General features: G+C 40.1%; 20 protein-coding genes. 4 read left to right on the top strand and 16 right to left on the bottom strand.

All coding sequences use genetic code 11. From position 1 onward, the window contains the following. Window positions 1-38 precede the first annotated feature (38 nt). The 13 genes from QTN47_RS24335 to efp all read right to left on the bottom strand — a co-directional run bounded on the left by QTN47_RS24335 (window position 39) and on the right by efp (window position 17,504). Window positions 39-1,202, bottom strand: coding sequence for a TIGR03364 family FAD-dependent oxidoreductase (locus QTN47_RS24335; protein WP_369332045.1), 1,164 nt, complete (start codon window positions 1,200-1,202; stop codon window positions 39-41). Next, window positions 1,195-2,499, bottom strand: a complete 1,305-nt coding sequence (locus QTN47_RS24330) for a DUF5690 family protein (protein WP_369332044.1) — start codon at window positions 2,497-2,499, stop codon at window positions 1,195-1,197. The genes QTN47_RS24335 and QTN47_RS24330 overlap by 8 nt, the downstream gene beginning before the upstream one ends. Before the next feature lie 12 nt (window positions 2,500-2,511). After that, the gene (locus tag QTN47_RS24325; RefSeq protein WP_369332043.1) at window positions 2,512-3,204 is read right to left on the bottom strand and encodes an HAD hydrolase-like protein; all 693 of its coding nucleotides are present in this window, start codon (window positions 3,202-3,204) and stop codon (window positions 2,512-2,514) included. A gap of 102 nt (window positions 3,205-3,306) precedes the next feature. Then, window positions 3,307-4,383, bottom strand: a complete 1,077-nt coding sequence (locus tag QTN47_RS24320) for an alkaline phosphatase family protein (protein ID WP_369332042.1) — start codon at window positions 4,381-4,383, stop codon at window positions 3,307-3,309. Window positions 4,384-4,458: 75 nt separating this feature from the next. After that, on the bottom strand, window positions 4,459-6,045 hold the full coding sequence (locus QTN47_RS24315) for a SusD/RagB family nutrient-binding outer membrane lipoprotein (protein ID WP_369332041.1): 1,587 nt from the start codon (window positions 6,043-6,045) through the stop codon (window positions 4,459-4,461). An 84-nt stretch (window positions 6,046-6,129) separates the two neighbouring features. Further along, entirely contained in the window at window positions 6,130-9,471 is a 3,342-nt protein-coding gene (locus QTN47_RS24310; RefSeq protein WP_369332040.1) for a SusC/RagA family TonB-linked outer membrane protein, read from the bottom strand. A 316-nt stretch (window positions 9,472-9,787) separates the two neighbouring features. Next, window positions 9,788-10,360: a helix-turn-helix domain-containing protein gene (locus QTN47_RS24305; RefSeq protein WP_369332039.1), complete on the bottom strand. Its 573-nt coding sequence runs from the start codon at window positions 10,358-10,360 to the stop codon at window positions 9,788-9,790. Between the two features lie 131 nt (window positions 10,361-10,491). Beyond that, window positions 10,492-11,274, bottom strand: a complete 783-nt coding sequence (gene pflA / locus QTN47_RS24300) for a pyruvate formate-lyase-activating protein (protein ID WP_369332038.1) — start codon at window positions 11,272-11,274, stop codon at window positions 10,492-10,494. A gap of 140 nt (window positions 11,275-11,414) precedes the next feature. Beyond that, on the bottom strand, window positions 11,415-13,649 hold the full coding sequence (gene pflB / locus QTN47_RS24295; RefSeq protein WP_369332037.1) for a formate C-acetyltransferase: 2,235 nt from the start codon (window positions 13,647-13,649) through the stop codon (window positions 11,415-11,417). 45 nt (window positions 13,650-13,694) lie between these two features. After that, window positions 13,695-14,591 (bottom strand): formate/nitrite transporter family protein, encoded by an 897-nt coding sequence (locus tag QTN47_RS24290; RefSeq protein ID WP_369332036.1) that lies wholly within the window; start codon window positions 14,589-14,591, stop codon window positions 13,695-13,697. A gap of 209 nt (window positions 14,592-14,800) precedes the next feature. Further along, window positions 14,801-16,147 (bottom strand): acetyl-CoA carboxylase biotin carboxylase subunit, encoded by a 1,347-nt coding sequence (accC, locus tag QTN47_RS24285; protein WP_369332035.1) that lies wholly within the window; start codon window positions 16,145-16,147, stop codon window positions 14,801-14,803. A gap of 123 nt (window positions 16,148-16,270) precedes the next feature. Then, the gene (gene accB / locus QTN47_RS24280) at window positions 16,271-16,765 is read right to left on the bottom strand and encodes an acetyl-CoA carboxylase biotin carboxyl carrier protein (protein ID WP_369332034.1); all 495 of its coding nucleotides are present in this window, start codon (window positions 16,763-16,765) and stop codon (window positions 16,271-16,273) included. Window positions 16,766-16,937: 172 nt separating this feature from the next. Further along, window positions 16,938-17,504: an elongation factor P gene (efp, locus tag QTN47_RS24275; protein ID WP_369332033.1), complete on the bottom strand. Its 567-nt coding sequence runs from the start codon at window positions 17,502-17,504 to the stop codon at window positions 16,938-16,940. A 302-nt stretch (window positions 17,505-17,806) separates the two neighbouring features. Between efp and rbp the strand changes: the two genes are divergently transcribed. The 3 genes from rbp (at window position 17,807) to QTN47_RS24260 (ending at window position 20,876) form a co-directional block, all read left to right on the top strand. Beyond that, window positions 17,807-18,211 carry an RNA-binding regulator gene (rbp, locus tag QTN47_RS24270; RefSeq protein WP_369332032.1) on the top strand — a complete coding sequence of 135 codons (405 nt, stop codon included), beginning with the start codon at window positions 17,807-17,809 and terminating at the stop codon, window positions 18,209-18,211. A gap of 399 nt (window positions 18,212-18,610) precedes the next feature. Further along, window positions 18,611-19,990 carry an HAD-IB family phosphatase gene (locus tag QTN47_RS24265; protein WP_369332031.1) on the top strand — a complete coding sequence of 460 codons (1,380 nt, stop codon included), beginning with the start codon at window positions 18,611-18,613 and terminating at the stop codon, window positions 19,988-19,990. 31 nt (window positions 19,991-20,021) lie between these two features. Next, the gene (locus QTN47_RS24260; protein WP_369332030.1) at window positions 20,022-20,876 is read left to right on the top strand and encodes a universal stress protein; all 855 of its coding nucleotides are present in this window, start codon (window positions 20,022-20,024) and stop codon (window positions 20,874-20,876) included. Window positions 20,877-20,955: 79 nt separating this feature from the next. Here the strand turns inward: QTN47_RS24260 and QTN47_RS24255 are convergent, their stop codons facing one another. After that, window positions 20,956-21,972 (bottom strand): LacI family DNA-binding transcriptional regulator, encoded by a 1,017-nt coding sequence (locus QTN47_RS24255; RefSeq protein ID WP_369332029.1) that lies wholly within the window; start codon window positions 21,970-21,972, stop codon window positions 20,956-20,958. 112 nt (window positions 21,973-22,084) lie between these two features. On the opposite strand from QTN47_RS24255, the gene QTN47_RS24250 reads away from it, so the two are divergent. Beyond that, window positions 22,085-23,398 (top strand): Gfo/Idh/MocA family protein, encoded by a 1,314-nt coding sequence (locus QTN47_RS24250; protein ID WP_369332028.1) that lies wholly within the window; start codon window positions 22,085-22,087, stop codon window positions 23,396-23,398. A gap of 104 nt (window positions 23,399-23,502) precedes the next feature. On the opposite strand, the gene QTN47_RS24245 is transcribed toward QTN47_RS24250, so the two are convergent. After that, on the bottom strand, window positions 23,503-24,711 hold the full coding sequence (locus tag QTN47_RS24245; RefSeq protein WP_369332027.1) for a Gfo/Idh/MocA family protein: 1,209 nt from the start codon (window positions 24,709-24,711) through the stop codon (window positions 23,503-23,505). 38 nt (window positions 24,712-24,749) lie between these two features. Continuing rightward, entirely contained in the window at window positions 24,750-25,748 is a 999-nt protein-coding gene (locus QTN47_RS24240) for an FAD:protein FMN transferase (protein ID WP_369332026.1), read from the bottom strand. Window positions 25,749-26,167 lie beyond the last annotated feature (419 nt).

The following is a 26,167-nucleotide window of genomic DNA, read 5'->3' as shown; positions in this document are numbered from 1 at the left end:
CGTCAGCTATTTACACACTAGAAATACTTAGATCCTATTTAAGATGTTGCTAAAGAAGTTTGCGCATTGACTGGTTGTAATTTTCCACTGATCACTTCTTCTGCTAAACCAAAACTTAAGGTCATGCCGGCGCCGCCCAGTCCGTTAACGATTGTAACACCTTCTTCGGGAGTATAAATAAAGTCTGTTCTGCCATCGGTCATCTTTGGATAAATGCCGTGCCAACTCTGAATCATATTCCAATCTTTAAATTGGGCGAACTTCTTCATGTAGTCGATGATCAGTTGATTGATGAACTGTTTATCAAACGGATCGAATACCAATCCATATTCGTGACTATCGCCAATCGTCAATTCGCTCTCCGCATTTTGAGAAACCATTACGTGAATTCCCCAATGGAGATAATCCGCCATCGTCTCCTGGTAATGAGCTTTCAATTCCGGCAATGATGCTGCTACTTCGAAACCTTTATAATGAATAAGAGACAAACCGCCACAAAGTGAAGGTCCAATCCTCCATCCCTCCGGTTGCGCAGTTAATCGCATCATCTGAAGTTTACACTTGGTAAAATTATTAGCGATGAAAATTTCCGGATACAACGTTTCAAAATCAGCGCCGCTGCAAACATAAATTTCGTCAGCACTGTATTCTTTGTTAGCCGCAGTAACAGATGGATACTGAATTGCGGTCACGGCTGTACTGAAATTAAAGTTGACGCCATACTTCTCCGTTAAATAACCTGGTATTCTTTCGATGGCAACGCGGGATTCAACGATCATTTCATCTTCACTCCACAAAGCTCCTTTTAAACCATCCGGATTAACGGCACCACTTTTGTGCAGTGCTTCACCGGCAGACAATATTTTTACTGGTCGCTGATCTTTTGTTGTATCAGCAATTTCATTGATCACTTTCCATTCAAGGTCGCTATGTGCAAGATGCAAACTACCGACTTCATTATACCAAAGCCCCGCTCCTTCACACACTTCTTTCCAGATGCGTTTGCTCATCAAAGCTCTTTCATACATTTGACCGAGCGGCTGACCAATTGGCCATACCATTCCAAAATTGCGAATAGATGCACTAACCGCTTTTTCATTACGTTCAAAAACAATAACCTGGTAACCTCTTTCTGCAAGACTTCTGGTAATGGCAAGCCCTACTATTCCGGCTCCGACAACAATTGCACTTTTTTTAGGCATAAGACGTTTGAATAGATGATTGACGTGATAAATATTTTCTCCTGAAATAAATTGAAGCCATAAATGTACCTACTATGCCAATAGTAGTAACGACGATGATGGCTTTTATAAAGAAAGCGGTCCAGGATAAATGCATTCCGCTAAATTCTTTTATAAACAATACAAGCACACTGCCGAGATAACCGAATGAATCAGCTATATACATGATAAACCCTACGTTGCTATTAACGCGGTAACTGGCAATCATTCGTTCAAAATATAGTGCGTTGAATGGTACATAACTGAGATACAGACCCGTGCCAATAAGTGTCATCCAAACTACCGGGTCAATCATATGTTTACTGAAACATATTGTCGCGCCAAGTGTAAGTGCATAACCAAACATTACGATGTAGTGATTGATCATAAAAGCTTTGATGTTGCTTTTTACCAGGATGAGTAAACTCATACAAGCCAATACGATTACTGACACAGGAATTTCTGTCCTGGTGAAAATCGCCGCGTTGTTAGCATAACCAAGCTCGGTCCAAAGTTCATTGGCAAAGTTGTCGCGAAAATCACGCAATACTGTAAGCAGCACATAGGTAGTAACAATAATTACAATGCCCGGCATAAACATAGACAGAAACTCGGCTCTTTCTTTTGCGCTCATTGGTTTACGTATGCTCCGGCTCTGTACATCTTTTGCCGTAGGCGGTGGCGTGTGATTTAACAACCAGGTAAAAATGATCATCGGCAGCATAAAGAGTGCCCCCGTTATAAAGGGCATCCATGTTTCTGTTACGTGCCAGTCTAACACAACAGATTTACCGGCACTTTTAACAACACCTGATGAAAATATAAAACTGATAGACAATACGGCACCCATGAACTCTGTTGCCCTTCTGCCTTCTAAAAAACTGAATGTAAGCCCCCACACCATTCCCAACGGAAAACCATTGATCAACAGGAATATGATATTATAAGGCGCGGGAGTAATAGCAAATAACAATAACGCGATCCACCCTATTGTGATTAACAAAACAATTGTCGAAGCCCTTTTTTCGCCTTTCATTCCCGATATAAATTTTATACCGTAGAATTTGCTTAGCATATAACCTATTACCTGCGCAGTAACCAACCACACTTTATACTCAATATGCATAAAGCTCATACCATGGAAACTTGCTGCTGTAAACGGTTTTCTAAACGCATACATACAGAAGTAAACACCAAAGGCACAAACGGCCGCGTATATTGATATAAACCATGCAGGCATCGTTTTCAACTTATCCTGCCACTGCTTGTAAATAAACATGCAAACCCTTTTTTAATTTTCAAGAATGTTAATCAGTTCCTTTAACTCATCAATTATGAATGAAGGTTCATACAGCTCCAGTTGCTCTTTTGTAAAAGCACCGGTAGTAACAGCAATCGAAAAAAGGCACCCGGCGTTCTTACCTTCATTTACATCAACTTCAGTATCGCCCAGTTTAATTACTTTGGAAGAATCTTCTATCCCGGCTTCCGCCATCATACGTTGAATCATATAGGGCTGAGGCCTTCCGGCGGGCACTTCATCGCTCGACTCTACATAATCAATCTTTCCATCTCTCACCCAGCCTAACCTGTCAATAATTACATCGGTAATATCCCTGGAGAAACCCGTGTCAAGTCCGACTTTAATACTTTTATCTTTCAGGTATTTAAATACCTCTTCCACATGAGGTAAAGGACTCAGATCATTGGTAGTTGAATAATATTCTATCATCAACTCCAGAAAGCGTTCGTGTATTGCATCAACAAACTCAGGAGTAACCTTTGCTGTATCCGGCTCATATTCATCCAGCATCATTCTTATTGCTTCAGGTTTTTTATAACCCATCAACAAACCGATCGTACCGATGGGAATACTATAGCCATATTCCTTCATGGCATCATGAAAAGCCACTACTATTTCTCCGTTGTCTTTAACGGTTGTTCCTGCTATATCAAACACAACCAATTCTACCGGATATTTCATACGAGTGTTTTTCTGGTTAGTTGAAAACAGTTCTAAAAAATACTACTTTTCTTTGAGACGACAATCACCCTGCTACTTGTCGTTCAGGCGCTACGTTTTATGTTATTTCAAAACCGCCTGAACAGGTTCCATTACTGGATGCGATGGTTTGAATTGAAGTCCAAGTAATGAGGCGATTGTAGTAGCCCATTGTCTTTGGTATAACTGTCCGCTTGTTCTAACTTCACCCAATGGCTTGGTGTCTGGTCCGATAACCGCCAACCAGATCTGATCAGCACCTTTGATATCACTGCCGTGTGATCTCCACTGACTCTTCACGACATCCCCCCGTCCATGATCACAGGTAACAATCAGCGTTGTCTTGTCTTTATATTGAGGATTAGATTGCAGGGTATTCCACAGATCAGCCAGCATGCCATCCTCTGCGTGAGCGGCTCCCAAATAAAGGTCATATGATCCCTCATGCGCAAAATGGTCTGTCTCATCAAAAGCGATGTACAACACCCTGGGATTAAAATTCTTAAGGTATTCTCTCCCGGCAGCGTATGTAAGTATATCGGGCCTTGCACCACTTGGCATAGGCGTTAAAAATTGAATATCATTAATCAGTTTAAGATTACTATTGTCAAATTTCAGCGTGCTCAAATCTGAGTTTACATACACACCACTTCTTTGTTCGTTTAAGATATAAGGAAAGCAATCCCACGTGGAGAATGCAGCTACTTTATTCTTGAAGCCGGGTTGTTTATTAATGAACTCAAGCACATTTTCATTCTTGTTTAAAATCTTGTCGTTTGAGTTTACAGCGGTATCTGGATAGCCGGTAAATATCTCATTGTAGCCTGGATAAGAAAACCAGTAAGGGTTGGTAACATTTACATAATTTCCATACGCCCTGTTGCCATACAACTGCCCTTTAGAAACAACTGTGCTCCATAGAAAAGGGAACAGCAATTTTCTTCTTTCTTCCGTGTTGTTGTTCCAGTATTTTTTTACAATCCCGGAATAATCATGTGTAAATTCCTTGCTTGCGATCAAAGCCGAATCAGCTCCGTTAAATATTTCCTGCCAACGCATGCCATCCAGCGTTACGATTACAACATTTTCCGTCTTGTGTTTTTGTGCAAACGATGAAACTGTGATGACAGCAGAAAGCACAACGATCAATATTTTTTTCATGAAGCTAATTTTAATAAAGCAGACACCTGGTACAAATACCATGTGTCTGCTTAAAAATATTTTATTTAAGAAAGCTTATTTGAGCAACCACATTAAACCATTGATGTCATCATTACCTCCATATTGAGCTTGCAGTGCTGCCTGGTAATTTTCAGCATTGGCAACCTTTTCAATATTGGGATATTGAAAGCGCATAGCTATACGTCCGCTGTTACCTGTTCCTGGTCCTGTTGTAAAGGTTGGAACGCCCGTTCTGCGATAAGTGTAATAAGACTCCAATCCTGAGTGACGAAACAGTGCAATGTATCTTTGCTGTAATATTTGCGTCAATCCTGTACCGTTATTTCCTGAATATTTTACTAAAGGTTGATTATAGTATGTGTCATAGTCAACAGCAGCAGTATAGGTGTTATACACTGCGGAACTACCAGGGCTACCTGATTTCAGGAAGTACACAGTCATATTACCAGTCACCGGAATACCATATGAAGCTCTGGATGCTTTAATACCTTCCTGGTAATAATATTCAGCATTGCCTTTAGGGCCAGCCGCAATCCAACCTCTGTTTATTGCTTCTGCTATATTGAAACACATTTCAGGATAGCCAACCTGCACACTTGGCTCTGCTGTATATGTTTCATAATAATAGTGTCTGTTGATGAGTGAATATTGTCCGGCATTTGCTTTTACATACATGATACCAAGATCTTCCCCGGGATCTGCACCAACAAAAGCATTGTAACTTGTTGGAGGCGTACCTGCCGCAACTAAGGCACTCGCAGGCTCTGTGGTCATATAAACCCTTGGATCTTTAAATTTGGTAAGCAAGCCTACATATGTTGCAGAGCAATTTTCACGCAGCGCATTGAAACCAAAAGACCCGGGATTTTGAGGATAATCATTTGTCGGGTGAATGAAGGTATATTGAAAATTGTCCCCACTGCCATCCATTAAAGGATACTGAGTTGGATTCTGAACTATGGCAGCAAACTGCTCTTTTATTTTCAGATCAGCATCAGTAACTTTTTTGCTTAAATGAATCAGGGCTCTTAACCTGAAAGCATTTGTTACTTTTTGCCAATGTGCGATATTGTTGTCGCTGAAATAAATATCACCACTTAAAGATGTTTCTCCTGCGGCTACCAGCTTGCCAAGTTGCAGATTAGCGCTATCAAGCCAAACGAATGCCTGCTGAAAAACTTCTTTTTGCGTATTATACACAGGTGTAAGATCCGCTGAACCTCTTAACGCGTTGTTCATTGGCAGATCGCCCATTTCAAGACTCATCTTTACGAAAAGATATGCTTTTAAAAACTTGGCCATAGCCTCGTACGCATTGCCCGCAGGAAGACCAGACTTTACAGCTTCTTCTTCCATTTTTATCACATTGCGCAGAGTGGCATAGTAGTCAGCTCCAGAACCAAATTCATATTTATTATTACCGTAGTAATCATAATTCTGTAAGAAGTATTGACCCCATTTTTCGTAATCACCAGCGGGTCCGTCATAGATATCGTTCAATATGCCGTTGAGCAGCAAAGATGAAGGAACGGATGTAGGTTTATTGGGGTTCTGATTCAAAGTGTCGAAGCTCTTTTTACAACCCGTACCTATCATAATTATAAGTACCGGAAATATGAGTATGTGGATTATCTTTTTCATTGTTTTTTTGCGTTTTATCTTTTTTGTCTATCCTCCAAAATCCATCGCACAAAAAAGTATTGATTAACTGATTTTAACTGGAAACTAGAAGACAACATTTACGTTAAAACCAAACCTGCGTGTTGTAGGCGATTGCAACGCTGTACCACCCAAAGCATAGTTGTACTGGTCAAGATCAACATCTTTAAAGCGCTGATCTTTGTAGAAGTAGATCAGGTTACGGCCAACCAAAGACACACTTACTTTATTGATAAAGGTGTTTTTCAACCATGTTTGAGGAAGATCATAACCAATTGTTACTTCACGAAGTTTTGCAAATGTTTTGCTCATCAGGTTAGCTTCTGAAACGCCATAATATTTACTTACATAATCCTGCACCTGAGTAGTTTGTGTATTCGGTGCAAACTGGAGATCTTTGTAGTTGATGATTTCACCAGTCTTCGAATCATAGTTAATGCTTGCACCATTTGAAACAACCACACCTTCGCCAACATAAATACCTTTATAGTTTCCGGTTACATCACCTGCGTGGTTGGCATCAGATTTTCTGGCATCGCCCAACTTACCTTCTGCTGTTTCAATATTTCTGCCACCACGCATTGTTTTGTTGTGCATATAGTCAGTTGTAACACCACCAACACTTCCGTCGAACTGGAAGCCAACAGACAATCCTTTCCAACTTAATTTGTTATAAATGCTCCACTGAAAATCTGCATTCAGATATCCCATGAACTGACTCACACGATTGGGAGTAAGTGGTTTGCCAGCCGCATCGTTAATGATCTGTCCATCCTCAGTTCTCACGAATGCACTTGAATAAAATTTGTCTACGCGATCACCTTTGTGAAAGAATGTATTATAAGTATCCTGTCCCGGAGGTAATTCTTCAAACTTGTCCTGGAAGGTGCTCCAGTTCACTAACACATCCCAGTTAAGACCGTTGCGGGTCTTTATAGGATTTCCACTAAGAGATAATTCGTAACCTGTCTTCTTTGTTTTCAGTGCGTTGATGTAGTAGTAGCTATATCCGGTTGCAGAAGAGATTGGGTTTGCCAGGATCTGTGGGCCATCTATATACTGAAAACCTGTGGCACTTAATCCCAACCTGTTTTTCAGGAACCTGATATCAAAACCACCTTCAAAATTCACACGATTGAAGGTTCTGATATTCGGATCGTAAATATTGCTGGTGTAATAAGCTGCTGTTTGATTATTATAAGGTTTGCTTGTTGAATAAACTGCTGAAAGCGCATAATCCGGGCCGCCATAAGGAGATAAATAGTTATTGCCGTAATCCAACGGATAATCATACAACGATGTACCGCCAGGGTTTGCACCGAAGGCTGTAATGGTATTAAACGGAGCTACACCAACGGTTGATGATGTCTTATCACCGTGCACTGCAGCGTATGAACCTCTCACCTTCAACATGGAGATAAAGTCAGGAAGCTTCACATAATCTGAGATCACAGAAGCCACAGAAACGCTGGGATAAAAATAACTATCATGCGATGAAGGAAGCGCAGATGATTTATCCACGCGACCGGTTACTGCTACTGTTGCATATTTACCCAATGACGCATCTAAAGAATAATAAGCACTATACACGCGCATGTCTGAATTAAAGCTGCTCGCCTGAACAGGGTTCAAAGAGTTGCTGAAACTGTATACATTAGGAACGGTTAAATAATCAGTAGAAGTAAAGTTTGAGTTATATCCAAATGTGCGGATGTTACCACCAACTAAACCGGAAAGATTAAGAAAGCGACCAATGTTATAATTATAGTTTAATTGAAGCTCTGTGTTGTTTTCAAAAAGGTTTCTTCTATCTTCTCTGTAATCGCCCATATTCTGTTCACGTCCGTAAGGGTGCGCAGAATATGGCATTTTTTCCGAGCGAAGCAGGTCGTAACCTGTGATTTGTGTACGCGCAGTAAGATTCAGATTGTCATTGAATTTATAGTTACCCGCAATGTACCCGTAAATATCTGTCTTGTAATGACCTCTTAACCATTCCTTCACCATGAACCATGGATTGTGATAACGCTGGTATTCCGCGAAAATAGATTGGGTACCAACCTTACCTGGTTGCCATATACCTGTAATATCTGGTGCAGTTACATCCCAGTCAGCGCCTGTCCAAACAGACATGTTATAGATCAAACTGTTGGGGCCATAATCAACATCCGGAAAGTTGGGCGTGTATTGCCTGTTGTAGTTGATGTTTGCTTCCAGTTTAAATTTCTTGCTAACATTGTAAGAACCATACATGTTAAAGTTGGTAATGTTCAAATACATGTTAGGTATAATGCTTTGCTGATATGACTGAGATACAGAAAAACGCATATTGTAGTTATCACCACTTGTGCTTAAAGAAAGGTTGTTCGTTGTTTGGAAACCTGTTCTAAGAAAGCGGTTCATATTATCCTTTCCCCTTGCGACGTAAGGAGTAGGTTGAGTGTGTCCTGTAAATTTTAAACCACCCGGAAATGTAGTAGTATAAGTCGTATTAGGATCGTACTTACCATCATACTGAGGAATTAACTGGCCCTCAAAACGCGGCCCCCATACATCATAGTCATTATCATTTAAACCACCACCTTTACCATCACCAAAAGCATACAGGGCGTTTTCACCACCACCGTATTCATCCTGCGTACGTGGGAACGCGATAAAACCTTTATCGAAAGAATTGGTAGAGTTGAACTCAACAGTGTAGCCTTTACGTTTCAATCCTTTCTTTGTTGTGATCAGGATCGCACCATATTGAGCACGGCTACCATAAAGAGACGCAGCAGTGGGTCCTTTTAATACAGTGTAAGTTTCTATATCGTCTGGGCTGATATTCCATGTATCAGAACTGATAGGAATACCATCAACTACATATAGGGTAATTTCATTACCTCTGAGCAATACAGTAGGCTTTCTAAGCATTTCAGCAGAAGGGCCAACGGAAAGACCAGCAACCTTACCGGTTAAGCCGCTAATTGGATTCTGGTCCCTGGCTTTCACCAGGTCTTCACCTTTTACTTCCTGAACGGCATAACCAATTTTCTTAACTTCCTTTTTAACACCCAGGGCTGTTACAACTATATCATTCAGTTGTTTAACACTTGGAGAAAGTGCTATCTCCAAAAATGTACTTGCATCTGCAATGGCTATTGTAGTGTCAGCGTATCCAAGAAATGATACAACTAACTGATCGCCTTGCTTTGCTTTAATTGAAAAAGAACCATCGTTACCGGAAGTGGTAACTTTTGAAGTTTTAGCAACAGCAACTGTTGCACCGGATATAGATTTACCGGTTGTTGTTTCGGCGACTTTACCTTTAATAGTAACGTCCTGCCCAAATGAAATAACGGAAAAAAAACAAGCTGTAAGCAATAGTATACAGCTCTTCAAGTAGTGAATAGAAGGGTGCTTCATATCGTAGGTAGTTTTGTAAACTGCTGTAAAAGTATAGCCCCTCAATACCTTAGCCTACAAAATCACATTAACAAAAAGTGAAGTAATTGTAAACTTTACACACTTAACAATATGATAATTTTACTAATACTAAACTTAAAAAGAATATTTGTTAAATTAAAGCTTTCGATTCCATTTTATTTTTTTTAATAAAATTTAAACCTGCTCATGGAGAGAACTGATATGTTCAGGTTCATGAAATATGAATTGGATGAAAACAAAAAAGCAGACCCCTCTTCGTCAGTCTGCTCCGTTATCTTAAATATTACCTGGTTATTTATTCTTCATCGAAGAAATAGATGACCAACATTGTATAATCAGTTTCTGAAAGGCAGGTTGTAAGATGTGGTTTGCGCGCATCATAATAAAAAGAATCCCCTTCGTGTAAAATATACATTTTGTCTTCTATTGTATATTGCATGGAGCCTGATATCATATAATTAAACTCATGTGCATTGCTTGATACAAAACTGCGTTTGGCATTTTTTTCCTGCCGGTATATTATAATATCAATCAGCTTGCCATTGAGTTTAAAACTTAAAATACGGTTGTAATAAGAACCAACAGTATGTTCTTTCTCTATGGTTTCGTATTCGCTATTACTGATTAATATCGGATCAGCTCCCACCCTGTCTCCGAGGTTCTCAAAAAATTCGTTCAGGTCTACGTGTAACGCTTTGATGATGCTTAGCAAAACTGTAAGGGAAGGTACTGTCCGGTTGTTTTCTATTTGTGAAATCAGTCCTTTTGTCACACCGGCCTCTTCTGCTAATGATTGTAAAGTGATCTTTTTTTCTTTTCGCTTTTCTTTGATACGGCTGCTGATCTGAAGTATTACGTTGTTTTCCATTAGCTTGCTTTTGTATAAATATCGGAAAGGATTGGGCTGAAAGTTTTAGCACACATAAAAATAACATTCGCAGCCATTAAATTATCATATTTTCCTTTTATATAAAAACAGGCTAATTAAACCATTATTAATTATTTCAAGATCACATTGGAAAAATGCTGTTGAAAGATATTCAATGCCATTTCTTTGATTTCTGTTGATGGGACTTTGGTTTCGGATAATTGATAAGGCATTCCCAGTAACTCCCATTTGTGCACACCGAGTTTGTGATAGGGAATTATTTCAACCTTCTCAATAGTTTTATAATTTTCAAAATGTTGTGCCCATTCTAAAAGAAATTCAGGTTGGTCGCTCCAGCCGGGCACCAGTACATATCTCAACCACATACGCTGGCCAATGCTTTCGCAATATTCAGCCAGTCTCAATGTTGGCTTATTGGATACTCCGGTCAATTTATGATGCCACTCATCGTTGATATGTTTTACATCCAGTAGCAAAAGATCAGCGTGTGAAAGAAGTTCTTTCACATCATCATCCAGTAACCGGCCATTAGAATCAAGACAGGTATTTATATTATTGTCATGCAGTTCTTTAAAAAATGTGATCAGTTTAGTTCGTTGCAGCAAAGGTTCTCCGCCCGATACTGTAACTCCTCCTTTGTTGCCAAAATAAGTTTTCTGATTAATTGCACGCCGCACCAACTCGTCAATCGAAACCAACGTACCACCTGCCATACTTAACGTATCCGGGTTTTGACAATATAAACAACGGAACTGACAGCCCTGAACAAAAACGACCATTCGAATACCAGGGCCATCGTGCGTACCGAATGTTTCTAAAGAATGAATGCGAATGCTATGAGGATCTTTAATAACCAGCATATCTGTGCCGGATTCGCTAATAGAGGAATACATGGTGTTTCGCTTTTACACAGGATAAGAGGCAGCATCTTAATCAAATGCTACCTCTTCTAAATAAAAACCAAGGTGACTAATACTATTGTCGTTGTGATTATACCTGGCGATACAATCAACTATTTAGTTTTGAGGCTCCCTCACATGTTCTCATGGAAAGTACGGGCAATCACTTCCAGCTGATGGGCTTTTGACAACCTTACAAAATTCACCGCATAACCGGAAACACGGATTGTTAACTGCGGATATTTTTCGGGATTTTCATATGCATCCATCAGCGTTTCCCGATTGAGCACATTCACGTTCAGGTGATGTGCACCGCGGCCAAAATACCCACCCATTGTTGCTACAAGATTATCAATCTGATCTTCCCTGGTGCTGCCAAGCGATTTAGGAACCATTGAGAATGTATTGGATATGCCATCCTGTGCATCTTCGTAATTTAACTTGCTAACAGAATTTAAGGATGCAATAGCTCCGGTGCAATCACGGCCGTGCATCGGGTTTGCTCCCGGCGCAAATGACTCTCCGGCTTTGCGGCAATCAGGCGTAGCACCTGTATTCTTTCCGTACATTACATTAGACGTAATGGTTAATAAAGATAGCGTAGGTATTGCGTCTTTATACGTATCGTGCCTGCGTAACTCATTAATGAAAAAGGATGTTATTTCCTGCGCTATACTGTCAACACGATCATCATCATTGCCGTATTTTGGATAATCACCTTCAATTTTAAAATCGGTTGTAAGTCCTTTGTCGTTTCTTATCGGAATAACCTTAGCATACTTTATTGCACTCAGCGAATCAGCAATGATGGAAATGCCTGCAGCACCATAGGCTATATCAATGCCGGGATCAGTATCAACAACCGCCATTTGCGCTCTTTCGTAATAATACTTATCGTGCATGTAATGTATAATATACATTGCTTTGGCATACACTCTTGCCAACTGGCTCAATGCGTATTTAAATCTGCACATTACGGTATCATAATCCAATGCGCCATCCGGCACCGCCGCAATTCCGTTAATGATCAACGTTCCTTTTTCTTCTTCGCGTCCTTCATTTAAGGCAATCAACAAGGCTTTGGGCAGATTAGCACGAGCGCCAAAATGCTGAATGCGTTTGCCTATTGGTTGGTAAGAAACACAACACGCAATACCGTAATCATCTGAGCCGCGCACCTTGCGCATCAGATCATCATTTTCATATTGCACGGAAGAGGTATCAATGGATACCTGTGCACAGAATTTTTTAAACCCTTCGGGCAGATCATTTGACCATAACACGGTAAGATTGGGCTCTGGTGCCGGTCCCAGATTGTAAAGCGTTTGCAGGAATCTGAATGAAGTTTTAGTAACTTTTGTCCGGCCATCATGAAGTTGCCCACCTATTGATTCAGTTACCCACGTTGGATCACCACCAAATATTTCGTCATAGGATGCAGGCCTTAGATGACGAACCAGGCGAAGTTTCATCACAAACTGATCTATTAACTCCTGTGCTTCAGCTTCGGTTATTAAGCCCGTTTCAAGATCACGTTCGATGTAGATATCAAGGAACGATGACACATTTCCAAGCGACATTGCAGCTCCATCTTGCTCTTTAACAGCAGCGAGATATGCAATATATGTCCATTGAACCGCTTCATACGCATTTTGTGCAGGATGGGTAATATCAATACCGTATGAGCCAGCCATGGTTATCATATCTTTTAACGCTGCTATTTGCTGCGACAGTTCTTCTCTTAATCTCACTTTATGCTCTGTCATTTCACCCCCTACATGAGCAAAATCCATTTTTTTAGCTTCTATGAGTTGAGCTGCCCCGTATAGGGCCATGCGACGAAAATCGCCGATAATACGTCCACGCGCATAATTATCGGGCAATCCTGTCAACACATGGTTAGAACGGTATGCACGTATCTCACTATCATATGCATCAAACACCGCCTGGTTGTGGCTTCGCGCATAGTTAAATATATCAAGAACACGTTTGGATACCTCCAGCCCACGTTCTTCAACCGCTCCTTGCACGAGCTTCATACCACCAAAAGGTTTCATTGCCCGTTTCAATATTTCATCTGTCTGCAACCCTACAATTATCTCGTCGTCCCTCCTTATATATCCGGGTTTATGTGAAGTTATGTTTGATATAACTTCAGTATCAATCGCACGACAGCCTTTGTTGATCCGTTCTTCGCGCAATGCCAGCTGAGCTGCTTTCCAAACGTGTAGCGTCCGATCTGTCGGCCCTTCCAGAAAGGCAGCATCTCCCTCATAAGGCCTGATATTTTTTTGAACAAAATCAGCAGGATCAATCGTAATATTCCACGCTCCTTTTACAAACTCTTTTGGCTGGACTTCCGTGTTCATAGTTATGTATTTTAATGTGATCGAAATCGGGTGACAAAAAAAAGCCTACGCTTCTTCATGAAGTAGTTCTGGCTGCCTGTCATTCATTTTCGTTCTAAAAACAACAGGGTTATCATCCTTTAAAAACACGAGCCAGAAAAATGCACCAACAGCAATAGCTCCGCCAACAATGTTTCCGATAGTGGCGGGAATAAAATTGTTTATGATTGAGTTGGATAATGTCAGACGAGATAATTTTTCAGCAGAAACGCCAAGCTTTGTAGCGGCCTGAATACCGGCCACGTCATTTTTCGCCAACAGTCCCATAGGGATATAATACATGTTGGCAACAACGTGCTCCAGGCCCAGAACGATAAATAAGAAAATGGGATAAAAAGCCCCCATAATTTTTCCTGATATGTCTTTTGCAGCATAACACAACCATACTCCCATACATACAAGTAAATTGGCAAAGATTGCTGAAACCAAAGCTGCAACCGGGGTTAGAGTACTTTTGTATGCAGCAACTTTTATATTATATGCACTGATTAACGGATCGGTATGACTTATTTTGTTAAACCATGAGAGACAAAGCACAACAACCAATGAACCTATTAGATTTCCCAGATAAACAAGGAGAAGGCTCTTCATAAAATATTGCCACCTGGCCTTTTTCTGCAGACAGCTAACTATAATGAGACAGTTGCCGGTAAATAACTCACAGCCGCTTAAAAGAATAAGAACAAGTCCCACGGGAAAAATAATAGCGCTCACAATTCTCGCAGTTCCGGGGTATTGTATATTGTGTGACGCTATTACTGTTCCATGGGCAGCCAGAGAGAGAAAAATACCTGCCATAATGCTTAAAAGCAACATTTTTTTTGCAGGTAAAATGGATTTTTTGTAACCTGTTTCTACCACATATTTCGTAATCTCTGACGGTGTAAAAAAGCCCGAAGCCATACTATACTCATTAATAGTCGAATGACATTGCGATCGTTGAGGCCAGGTAAATTCTATTACGGGGGCAAAACTATTGCAGGACTTTTCTTTAATTTATGACATTCGTCACCGTTCCTCCTGATGGCAAAAAAAGGTGCCACAAAGCCGCATAAAAAAAGCCGCACCAGAACCTGATGCAGCTTTTTTTTAACAAGTCTGTATTGTAAATTTTACATTGGTTTCATTTCAAATGATTCCAAAAACTTTGTATTAAAATCTCCATTGCGGAAATCTTCATTCTGCATTAACTGGAGGTGAAACGGAATGGTTGTTTTCACACCTTCGATAACATACTCACTCAGCGCACGATACATTGTGTTGATCGCTTCCTCGCGTGTGCGCGCAATAGTGATCAGTTTACCAATCATTGAGTCATAATAAGGAGGAATAACGTATCCTGCATATACATGGCTGTCAACACGTACGCCGTGCCCGCCAGGAGTGTTTAGAATAGTTATTTTTCCGGGAGAAGGACGAAAGTCATTATATGGATCCTCTGCATTTATCCGGCATTCGATTGCGTGCATTTGCGGCTCATAATTCATTCCGGAGATCTTCTCGCCCATTGCAATTTTTATCTGCTCTTTTATGAGGTCAAAATTGATCACTTCTTCAGTTACGCAATGTTCTACCTGGATACGTGTGTTCATTTCCATGAAATAGAAATTGCGGTGCTTGTCTACAAGAAATTCAATGGTACCAACGCTTTCGTAGTTGATTGCGCTGGCTGCTTTAATCGCTGCCTCTCCCATTTTCTTTCTGAGCTCAGGCGTCATAAAGGGGGAAGGAGATTCTTCTACCAGTTTTTGGTGGCGGCGCTGAATAGAGCAGTCTCTTTCGCTTAGATGACAAACAGTTCCATACCTGTCACCCGCAACCTGAATTTCAATATGGCGAGGTTCTTCAACGAACTTCTCCATATAGATCCCGTCATTTTTAAATGCGGCACCGGCTTCTGCTTTTGCAGTGTTGTAAGCTCTTTCCATCTCATCTTCGCGCCATACAACGCGCATCCCCTTGCCTCCACCACCGGCAGTAGCTTTCAATATAACAGGGTATCCAACAACTTTTTTTGCTAGCTCTTTTGCTTGTTCCAGACTTTCAAGCAACCCGTCACTTCCAGGGATAACAGGTACTCCAGCTTTGATCATGGTTTCTTTCGCCGTCATTTTATCGCCCATCTTGTTGATCATTTCGGGAGTTGGCCCGATGAACTTAATGTTATGATCAGCACAGATCTGCGAGAATTTGGCATTTTCAGCTAAAAAACCGTAGCCGGGGTGAATAGCGTCAGCATTGGTAATTTCCGCCGCTGCCATTATGTGAGGAATATTTAAATAAGAATCAGTGCTTTGGGGTTTACCAATACAAACCGCTTCATCGGCAAATTTTACATGCAGACTATCTTTATCTGCGGTGGAATAAACTGCAACAGTTTTAATGCCCATCTCCCTGCATGTGCGTATAACACGCAATGCAATTTCACCACGATTGGCTATAAGTACTTTCTTAAACATTTAATCAATTTGAAAATTTGAAGATTAAATAATCTGAAAAATGATAATTAAAAAAAAGCAACCTGATAAAATGAAAGTGGGTTTCCAATTTCAGATCGTCAAGCTGCCATATTTCAGATTATTTTATGGTTCTACTAAAAACAGTGGTTGATCGTATTCTACCGGGCTGGCGTCATCAACCAGAATTTTTACAATTTTACCGCTTACTTCACTTTCAATTTCGTTGAAAAGCTTCATTGCTTCAATAATGCATACAACTTTACCCGGGGCTACATCATCTCCCACTTCTACAAAGCTGGGTTTGTCGGGAGCTGATTTACGATAGAAAGTTCCGATCATCGGGCTCTTGATCGTTATCAGGTTGTCAGCTTTGGGTTCTGCAGCTGATGCCGCGGCCCTGGGCTGTTCCTGTAGCGGAGCAGATGATAGAGCAGGTGCTTGCGAAAAAGCCGGAGCCTGCATATAAGTTGGCTGTGCCATAGGCGCAGCTACAAGGGTTTGAGCCGGTTCTTCTTTTTGTTTGATAGTAATTTTAAAGTCCTTTTCCTCTATGCTTACTTCTCCGATGTTGCTCTTGTTGATAAGCTTTATCAACTCCTGAATTTGTTTATAGTCCATACGACAGATTTTGGAGTTTGGATTAATTTAATGGCTTTTTTACCCAAAATGAGTGGCAAAATAGGCAAAAAAGCTAAAAATCTTATGTTTTTTGGTGTTTTTTACTTTTGTATACGCTGACTAAAAAAGGATGGTTTGGGCCATCCTTCACAATAATTGCAGAAAAACAATATTATTCCTTTACTCTTTCTACGTACTCACCAGTTTTGGTGTTTACACGTATAAGCTCTCCGTCGTTCACAAATAAAGGTACCTGCACGGTTGCACCCGTTTCAACAGTAGCTGGTTTTAAAGCCCTGGTTGCGGTATCGCCTTTTAACCCGGGCTCGCAATAAGTAACCTGCACAACTATTTTTTCAGGTAACTCAGCTCCTATTGGTTGTTCGGTTTCTGTATTAATAAATACAAAAACCTCGCTTCCATCTTTCAGAAACTGAGGAGCATCAATCATCTCTTCCTCCAGGGCAATTTGCTCAAAAGTTTCGTTGTTCATCAGGTTATAGCCCGATTCATCCTTATATAAATACTGAAATGCTTTCTTTTCTACACGAACCGGGTAAATGTTCTCACCGCTGTTCCAGGTTTTTTCAATAGAGCGTTTGTTGTCAACCCCTTTCAATTTGGCCCAAACTTTAGCTGCGGCTCTCGCGGTTTTATTTTCGCCAAATTCAATAACGGTATACAAACTACCATCCAGCTTCAAGATCATACCACGGCTGATATCAGAAGTTGTTGCCATATAATCGTTTTAAAGTTTTAATTAGGGCGCAAAAGTAGCAATTGAACGCTAATTATTTTAACTTCATTTTTAATTTCTGTAACTTCTTTGAAATAACGCAAGAACATCGCAAAAAAGCTTCATTTTAAGGCGTTTTTTAATGGAAATTCTTAAAAAAAATATTGGAAAATCCCAAATTTTTTTTACAATTTTGTATCATCCAAGATGCAGTTCTTCCATTTTTCCTTAACGTTTAGCGTAAATGTTTTTGGTTTCTTGGGCTACTGAATTTTTGGTTTTATTTATTTATTTAATTTTTTACCATGAACATTTACGTTGGAAACCTTAACTGGAACATGACCAGTGATGATTTGTACAATTTATTCTCACCTTACGGAGAAGTTGTTTCCGCAAAAATTATTACCGACAAATTTAATAACAACCGTAGCAAAGGCTTCGGCTTTGTTGAAATGGGTGATGAAAGCGCAGCGAGACAAGCTATCAGCGAACTGCACGAAAGCGAGATCTCTGGCCGTAAGATTGTTGTAAACGAGTCTGCACCAAAACAAGACAATGGTGGCGGTGGTGGATTTAAAAAGAAAAGCTTCGGCGGCGGCGGCGGTGGATTTAACCGTGGCGGCGGCGGTGGCGGCTTCAACCGCGGTGGCGGCGGTGGCGGATACAATCGCAACCGTGGCGAAGGCGGCGGTGGATACAACCGTTATTAATCATCACATTAGAATAAAGTCTCAATTCATGTTAAGTCCGGCTTATGCCGGACTTTTTCTTTGCCATCAATTTGGTACTGGAAAAAAATGACAAAAGCACCATCTCCTCCCAAATCCTATATGAATTAACAAGCCTGCAATAATAATTATGAGGCTTTGTTCTCTCTTTAAAAGCTTTTTAGATCTTCCGCAATCCCAGGTTGAATTATCAGTGTTTTACCCGCCTTTTTAAAATTTTTCGGTGTTTACGGGCTTGAATTATTATAAATGATAACCACTATCTTTGAAGGCCTTCATAGCATTACCTGATCATTTGCGTAAATACGCGCACCAATAGCATTAACAGAGCGTTTGTTCTTAACCGGAAAACTAAACAAAATAAAATTGGGAGGAAATTTTATGGTGAGTGTTATTATCCCCGCACTAAATGAAGAAAAAACGATTAAAAGCATTGTACTGTTTTGCTTGCAAAATCCCCTGGTAAATGAAGTTATTGTGGTGGATGACAAATCAGAAGATAACACAGTTGCAGAAGCTACTTCTGGTGGTGCTACTGTGGTCATCAGCGAAACCCGGGGAAAAGGCATCTCGATGAGAGATGGCATTAATAAGGCTTCAAATGAAATACTGGTATTTCTTGATGGGGATATAAATCCCTATCCTGACGAAACAATTGCGCTGTTAACGGAGCCGTTGTTGCTAAATGAGGTCGATTTTGTAAAAGGTACTTTCGCTAGAAATGCCGGGCGTGTAACAGAGCTCGTTGCAAAGCCATTACTCACAATATTTTATCCTGGTCTCGCCCATTTTTCTCAACCATTAAGCGGAATGATCGCTGGAAAAAAGAACTTTTTTGACAGAATAAAGTTTTATAACGACTATGGCGTTGATGTTGGCATTTTAATAGATATGTATTTGATGAAAGCCAGAATTAAAGAAGTTAATATTGGCTATATAGAAAATAAGAGTAAGCCCTGGGAAGCACTCGGAAAAATGAGTAAGGAGGTTGCAAAAGCAATCATTGCCAAGACACAACAGCAAAATCCAACTGAGGTAGATGAAGAATATGTTAAATCCCTGGAAGAAATTAACAGGCAGATGCACGATGTTTTGCAGGAAAAATTAGCCAGCTTCAAAAAAATGGCTATATTCGACATGGACGATACAATTTTAAAAGGCAGGTTCATTGATGCCTGTGCAAAAAAGTTCGGCTTTTCTGCTAAACTTGAAGATCTAAGGGAAAGAGATACAGACCCCATCATCCTTACAAAACACATCGGACTTTTATTAAAGGGAAGAACGATTGACGAATTGCTTGACGTAGTCCACAACATTGAGATAGTAGAAGATGTTAAACCCGTTATCAGTGCTCTTAAGGAAAGAGGCTATACTGTCGGCATAATCAGCAACAGCTATACATTGATAACAAATTATCTTATGAAAAATATCGGTGCTGATTTTTCTTATGCAAATCAGTTGGAATTATTCGAAGGAAAGGCAACAGGTGAAGTAAATATGCCATCTTATTTCTTCGCCTCGCCCGACAGCAATTGCGGACATGCATATTGCAAAACGAATGCGATGCAGTATGCCTGTGAAAAGTACAATGTGAAATTTAAAAACTGCATTGCCATTGGAGATAGTAAGGACGACAGATGCATTGTAGGACACGCAGGTAAAGGATTTGCATTTTGTTCAAAGGATGACATCCTTAAAAAAATGGCAACGAAGGAAATTAACGAATACAAGTTTCAATCAATACTAAATGAAATAGAATAACCAAATTGTTTAACCCCAAAAAATATTGCCCATGCCAAACACTTTATACAATATTTTAGTTCCCGTTGATTTCACTGCCCGTAGTAAATGGGCTATAGCCAAGGCAATAGAACTTGCAAATACATTTACATGTAACATTCACCTGGTGCATGTAGTATCGTCGTTTGCAATACCTGTTATTGGAAGTGATACCGGGTATGTATGGAGTTACGATGCAACAACCGACATGGAGTATGCCGGCAAAAAACTGGCATTGCTAAAAGCGCAGTATGAAAATCATTTATGCAGCGGTGGTAAAATTGAGATAAGTGTGTTACATGGACACCCGCAGGCGGTGCTCGCCGATTATATTGACAAATACAAAATGGATCTTGTGATCAAAGGTTTGTCACGATTTAATTTACTTCACAGAATATGGTCAACAGTTTCCATCAGTTCGCTTGCAAGAAAAACGAATGTTCCTGTACTGGCTGTTCGCTCAAGTGGGTTGATTAGTCATTTTAAAAAGATCGTATTGCCATTGCATGATCATGTGCCCATGCGTAGAATAAGGTTTGCAGCCATGCTGGGCCGCTACTTTAAATCAACCATCTATGTATTGTCATTAAAGAAAGACAACGGTGCAGACATTCCTATCTTAAATGATACGCTTGAAATCATTCAAAGCCTTACTACAATTCCCGTACAATCTTTTATACTTGAGGGAAAGAACCTTGCAAAAGCAACGCTCGATTTTTCAAAGAAAATAAATGCAGATCTTATTATGATTACCTCCATGAAGGAGTATTGCCTTCCCGGACTGTGGAATAAGATCACACAAAAATTATTGTCATACAAATCGAATATACCGGTATTAACAGTTGACCATAATGGCAATGAGCTATAACTTATTCCTATGTTTAACTACAAAGAAGCAGGCTTTTTTGCCTGCTTTTTTTCGTTTATATTTAAATGTATTTGTGGGATCAAAATGATTCACGAACAATAACCTTCCCTGATTTTAAAATAGTCTTTCCGGGCAACGATTTACCCTCCTCTATTGATCTGATGAGAAGCTCCACTGCCTGTGTCCCTATATCCTGTATTGGCTGTGATACAACGCTGATAGCAGGTGTGTTCAGCGCAAATACAAGATTATCATCAAAGCTTATAACAGCTATATCCTTGCCTATTTTATATTCAAGTTTCCGAAGTGCTTTCAATCCTACAATCCCTAATGAATTATTCAAAAAGAATACAGCATCAGCATCAGGGCAACGTTCAAAAAAATCAACCAGCCTGTCAACCATATCTTCCTCTTCACCTCCAATATAATGCAGCCTGGTCACTAATTTTTGATCGTATTTAATCTTCATTGCTTTTAAGGCGTCCCTGTAACCATTTTCGCGTTGTTGCATTTGAATCATGTGCAGGTCATTTGAAACAAGTGCTATTGTTTTATAACCTTTCTTCAGCAGCAAGCTGGTTGCATCATAGGCGCCCTTATAGCTGTCGACCATTATGCAGGTGGCGTTTATGTCGGGAAAATACCTGTCCAGCAGTACAACTTTCTTGTTTATTTGTAACAGTCTCTTTATTTCTGTCTGCAGCTTTTCAGTAGGCGTTATAATAAATCCGTCTACGTGAGCATCTTCCAGTAACTGCAGGATTTCTTTGGCACGTACAGGATCATTTTCGGTACTGCAATAAAACACTTTATATCCAAGCTTCTTGGCCTCCAGTTCAATCACTTTTGCTATACTGGCAAAGAAATTATTGGAAATATCGTCTATCATCAAACCAATGGTTTTCGTTTTGCCGGTCCGAAGACTTTTTGCAAGGAGGTTCGGTTTATAACCAGCTTCGGCAGCTATCTTCTTAACGATCTGAACCTTTTCATCACTTATACGCATTTCCTTTGCTTTATTGTTTAAAACAAAGGATACCGTAGAAACTGAAACGCCGGCCTTCGATGCAATATCTTTTATTGAAATTTTTTTCATGGCAACCGAAAAAAGTTTGTAACTCCTCGAATAAATTTAATTAGTCTCATTTGGCTCATATCTACTTCCAAAAATAATTATACATTTAGTAACATTTAATTATTTATGCCATATGCAACGAAGAACATTTATAAAAAACACTTCTCTGGCTACAGCAGGCCTTACTATTCTTAACTTTCCGGTATTTGGGAAAAATGCTCCCAGCAATAAGGTTATCGTAGCTGTAATGGGCGTAAACAGCCGCGGTGCATACCTGGCTAAATGTTATTCTGAATTGGAAAATGTAGAAGTTGGGTATATATGTGATGTTGAAGAAAAGGCAATTGGGAACGGCCTGGAGGCATTGAAAAAAGCGCCACGCAAACCCGGCATTGTAAAAGATATTAGAAAACTTGTTGCCCAGAAAGATTTTGATGCATTGATCATTGCTGCGCCCGATCACTGGCATGCTCCGGCAGCCATTCTCGGCGTGTCGCACGATAAGCACGTCTATGTTGAAAAGCCTTGTGGACAGAATCCCTACGAAGGAGAACTTCTCGGGGAAGCCATGAAGAAATACAATAAGCTGATACAAATGGGCAACCAGCGCCGCTCGATGCCAACGCTAATACAAGCGGCAAAAGAGGTACGCGAGGGTATTATTGGTAACGCATACTTTGCTAAAGCATGGTATGCCAATAACCGCAAGAGCATTGGCATTGGCAAGAAAGTAGCAGTTCCTTCTACGCTTGATTTTGAATTGTGGCAAGGTCCGGCACCCCGCAGAGATTACCAGGACAACCTGGTGCATTACAACTGGCACTGGTTCTGGCATTGGGGTACAGGAGAAGCCTGCAACAACGGTACGCACGAAATAGATTGCTGCAGATGGTTTTTAGGAGTTGATTACCCTACTCAGGTAACATCTTCAGGTGGTAGATATGCATTTAAAGATGATTGGCAAACACCGGATACGCAAGTAGCCAGTTTTGAATTCGGCGATTCCAAATCAATTTCATGGGAAAGCAGAAGCTGCAATATTTTCCCTGTTGAAGGAGCAGGAAGAGGCTTTATTATTTATGGTGACAAGGGCACACTTGTGAATTACGGTGGCGGCGACTATAAGGTATTTGATGTTGCTAATAAGCTTGTAAAGGAAGTAAAGAGCGATGAAAAAGCAGATCCGACAAATCCTGTAAGTGCAACCGGCAATCTGGATCTATATCACTTCAATAATTTTATTAAAAGTATAAAGGGTGAAGCTACGCTTAACTCGCCTGCAACCGAAGGCCATAAGAGCGTGCTTCTTTGCCATCTGGCCAATATTGCACAGCGCTCCAATTCAACACTGCACTGTGATCCCTCAAATGGTCATATAACCAATAATAAAGACGCAATGAAATTATGGAGAAGAGAATATGAGAAAGGCTGGGAACCCAAAGTATAGTTATTTACCAGGGATATTAGTTAATCTTTACAATAAACAAGAAGGCAAAATCATCTATGATTTTGCCTTCTTGTTTATAAGCTGTTTATAATATGTACTATTCCTTACGCAAGAGTGTACTCATTTTTCCAATTTTGTACGGTATTTGAATAAGCCGCATTGTTAGCAAGATGTACACAGAACGCAGTAGTTGCTCCTGTTAATACATTTGATGCAGGAGGCGTTTTTGTGGTAATGCTCTTATAAAAATCTTTCAACGCATACCATGTGCCGTCTTTCAATTTTTCTTTTAAAATGGGCACACCGCCTTCTTTGTTCCATTCAATTTTTGTGGCGGCAGTAACGCCGTCAACAGTCTCCAGTTCTTTTCTGTGACCTGGCTCGGGATAATAGATGCCGTCATTAACCAATAAATGAATAGCACCCTTTGTGCCTTTTATTTTAAATATATATCCATCATGAGCATTACCGCAGGTTGCACCGAAGTTTCCAATCATGCCTGCGTTATTATACCGCAGCACCACTTGCAGGTTATCATAGGTTTCCCTGCCATCCTTATAAAAATCTATGCCTCCTGTTCCAAATACTTCATCCGGATGCGTATTAAATGCCCAATTGATAAAATCCATTTGGTGCGACAATAATTCTGCAGCCAGACCGCCGGAATAAGCCTTATACATCCTCCAGTTGATTACTTTATCAGACAAGCCAGAAGGTACAGGTCTGCGCCAGTTCCAGTTTCTGTCCCAGCGACAATCGATCTGTGTTACTTTACCCAGGTAATCTTTTTCTACATACTCCTTAACTTTAAAATATAAGGGAGAATACCTGTACTGATGCCCAACCTGCAAGGTTTGTTTTGGATATTGTTTTGCCACCTTAACCAGGTTCTCTGCCTGAGGAATAGTAAAGGTCATAGTCTTTTCAAGATATACATGCTTACCGGCTTTTAATGCATCTACAGCCATATCGTGGTGCAAATACAAAGGAACGGCAATCAATACTGCCTGGATGGACTTATCATCCAGCAGCGCTTTGTAATCTTTATACACTTTATAATTAGCGGAAGGATTTTGTTTTTTTGCTTCTTCAATTCTAAAATCCATCACATCACAAATGGCCACGATGTTAAACTCGTCAGGAAGTTCATTAATCATTTGCATAACTCCCTTCCCTCTGTCTCCACAACCAATAACACCAACTGTTATTTTGTCTTCAACTGCGCTGGAAGAAAATGCTTTTACCATCTGATTATGTAATAACAAACCGCCGGCTAAAAGACCGCCTTGTTTAATGAAGTTTCTTCGGATCATCGTTAGAGTGATTTATTTTAGTTTTAAAGTTATGTGAATCATTGTTTCATCAGTTCATAAAATTTTGAAGTCGCCGTATCAGCTACAACGCCATCTTTTCTTTTATAAATCATATATGCCGCAATATCATTTCTGTTCTCTACAAACCTCAAAGCACTATCCCTTCCCATTGTCATTAGCGCATTATCATATGCATCTGCCGTGATGGCATCTTTTGCATATACAGTAACACTAATCATTTCATTCTGCAGTGAATAGCCGGTTCTGGGATCAATAAGGTGAGAGACCCGCTTTCCGTCACTTTCATAGTACTTTCGATAGTTTCCGGAGGTTGTTATTGCGCCGGTTTTCAGTTTGACAACCTGCTGCATGATTTCCGGAGCAATCTCATCATCGCCTGGAGATTCAATACCAATTTTCATTTCTTCTCCTGATGGCATTTTTCTGCCACTAACTCTTATTTCACCGCCTACTTCTATTATGTAATTTGTAATGCCCCGACTTTCAAAATAATCAGCAAGCACATCCACGGTATAACCCTGAGCAATACCATTTACATCAACCTGAACACACGGCTTCTCCTTCCTCAAAAAATTTCCCTCCAGTTTCAAAAGATCAGAACTTACACATTCTTTCAATTGCTCTATTTGAGCCGAATCAGGCATGCTATTATTCTTTTTTGCGCCAAATCCCCAGGCGGTAACAAGAGGAGCTACTGTAATATCGAAAAGACCATTTGTAGCCTTGTATGTTTCTATTGATTTATTGAAGACCTTGATAAAATGCGCATCAATTACAGTTCCTTTCTCGGACTGATTAAATCGTGTAATTGTGGAGTACGGTTTGTAGATCGAAAGAGAACTGTCAATTGAATTTAAGACACTGTCTACGTTAGCTTGAGTAATACTTGTATCACCAGAATAATAAGTAATGTGATAAGTTGTACCCTGAGCAAAACCACTGATCTGTTTCTTTAGCCAAGTTTCACGTTGAAAATATCCAGCAGTCAATATGCCAAGCAATAGAAAAATACGCATGTAACAAATCTAACGAAGCAATGGGAAAAATCAGTGAAAAATTCGGCTATGAGCTTGTTATTATGCTATTAAAAAAATGACAAAAAACTGTGTATGTAGCCCTTTAGTTCATGATCAAAATAGATAGCTTATTTCCTGGGCATTATTCGATTTGATTACTGACCAGAGATGAATTAAACTGAGGAAAATATGTACTAATAAAAATTGCGTCAATACTAGCGGGGGGGCACTGGTTATGTCTGATTGAGATGGGCAGAAAAAATGATGATGACAAATCCAGCTCCGAGATAAGGGCATGCTTGTTTACGTCAATGGTATAAAATAAAAAAGCCCCACTAGAAGTGAGGCTTTTAAAAGAATATGGCAACTACCTACTCTCCCGCATGATAGTGCAGTACCATCGGCCATGAGGGGCTTAA

The sequence above is a fragment of the Danxiaibacter flavus genome, assembly GCF_041060425.1.
Taxonomy (GTDB): Bacteria; Bacteroidota; Bacteroidia; order Chitinophagales; family Chitinophagaceae; genus Danxiaibacter; species Danxiaibacter flavus.
This window is presented reverse-complemented; position numbering and strand designations above follow the sequence as displayed.

Coding starts and splice junctions, on each gene's coding strand:
- rbp (WP_369332032.1), top strand. CDS start 17,807: ATGAACATTTACGTTGGAAACCTTAACTGGAACATGACCAGTGATGAT.
- QTN47_RS24245 (WP_369332027.1), bottom strand. CDS start 24,711: ATGATCCGAAGAAACTTCATTAAACAAGGCGGTCTTTTAGCCGGCGGT.
- efp (WP_369332033.1), bottom strand. CDS start 17,504: ATGGCAACAACTTCTGATATCAGCCGTGGTATGATCTTGAAGCTGGAT.
- pflA (WP_369332038.1), bottom strand. CDS start 11,274: ATGTATTCCTCTATTAGCGAATCCGGCACAGATATGCTGGTTATTAAA.
- QTN47_RS24320 (WP_369332042.1), bottom strand. CDS start 4,383: ATGAAAAAAATATTGATCGTTGTGCTTTCTGCTGTCATCACAGTTTCA.
- QTN47_RS24325 (WP_369332043.1), bottom strand. CDS start 3,204: ATGAAATATCCGGTAGAATTGGTTGTGTTTGATATAGCAGGAACAACC.
- QTN47_RS24310 (WP_369332040.1), bottom strand. CDS start 9,471: ATGAAGCACCCTTCTATTCACTACTTGAAGAGCTGTATACTATTGCTT.
- QTN47_RS24240 (WP_369332026.1), bottom strand. CDS start 25,748: ATGCGTATTTTTCTATTGCTTGGCATATTGACTGCTGGATATTTTCAA.
- QTN47_RS24315 (WP_369332041.1), bottom strand. CDS start 6,045: ATGAAAAAGATAATCCACATACTCATATTTCCGGTACTTATAATTATG.
- QTN47_RS24330 (WP_369332044.1), bottom strand. CDS start 2,499: ATGTTTATTTACAAGCAGTGGCAGGATAAGTTGAAAACGATGCCTGCA.
- accC (WP_369332035.1), bottom strand. CDS start 16,147: ATGTTTAAGAAAGTACTTATAGCCAATCGTGGTGAAATTGCATTGCGT.
- accB (WP_369332034.1), bottom strand. CDS start 16,765: ATGGACTATAAACAAATTCAGGAGTTGATAAAGCTTATCAACAAGAGC.
- pflB (WP_369332037.1), bottom strand. CDS start 13,649: ATGAACACGGAAGTCCAGCCAAAAGAGTTTGTAAAAGGAGCGTGGAAT.
- QTN47_RS24250 (WP_369332028.1), top strand. CDS start 22,085: ATGCAACGAAGAACATTTATAAAAAACACTTCTCTGGCTACAGCAGGC.
- QTN47_RS24260 (WP_369332030.1), top strand. CDS start 20,022: ATGCCAAACACTTTATACAATATTTTAGTTCCCGTTGATTTCACTGCC.
- QTN47_RS24265 (WP_369332031.1), top strand. CDS start 18,611: ATGGTGAGTGTTATTATCCCCGCACTAAATGAAGAAAAAACGATTAAA.
- QTN47_RS24290 (WP_369332036.1), bottom strand. CDS start 14,591: ATGGCTTCGGGCTTTTTTACACCGTCAGAGATTACGAAATATGTGGTA.
- QTN47_RS24255 (WP_369332029.1), bottom strand. CDS start 21,972: ATGAAAAAAATTTCAATAAAAGATATTGCATCGAAGGCCGGCGTTTCA.
- QTN47_RS24335 (WP_369332045.1), bottom strand. CDS start 1,202: ATGCCTAAAAAAAGTGCAATTGTTGTCGGAGCCGGAATAGTAGGGCTT.
- QTN47_RS24305 (WP_369332039.1), bottom strand. CDS start 10,360: ATGGAAAACAACGTAATACTTCAGATCAGCAGCCGTATCAAAGAAAAG.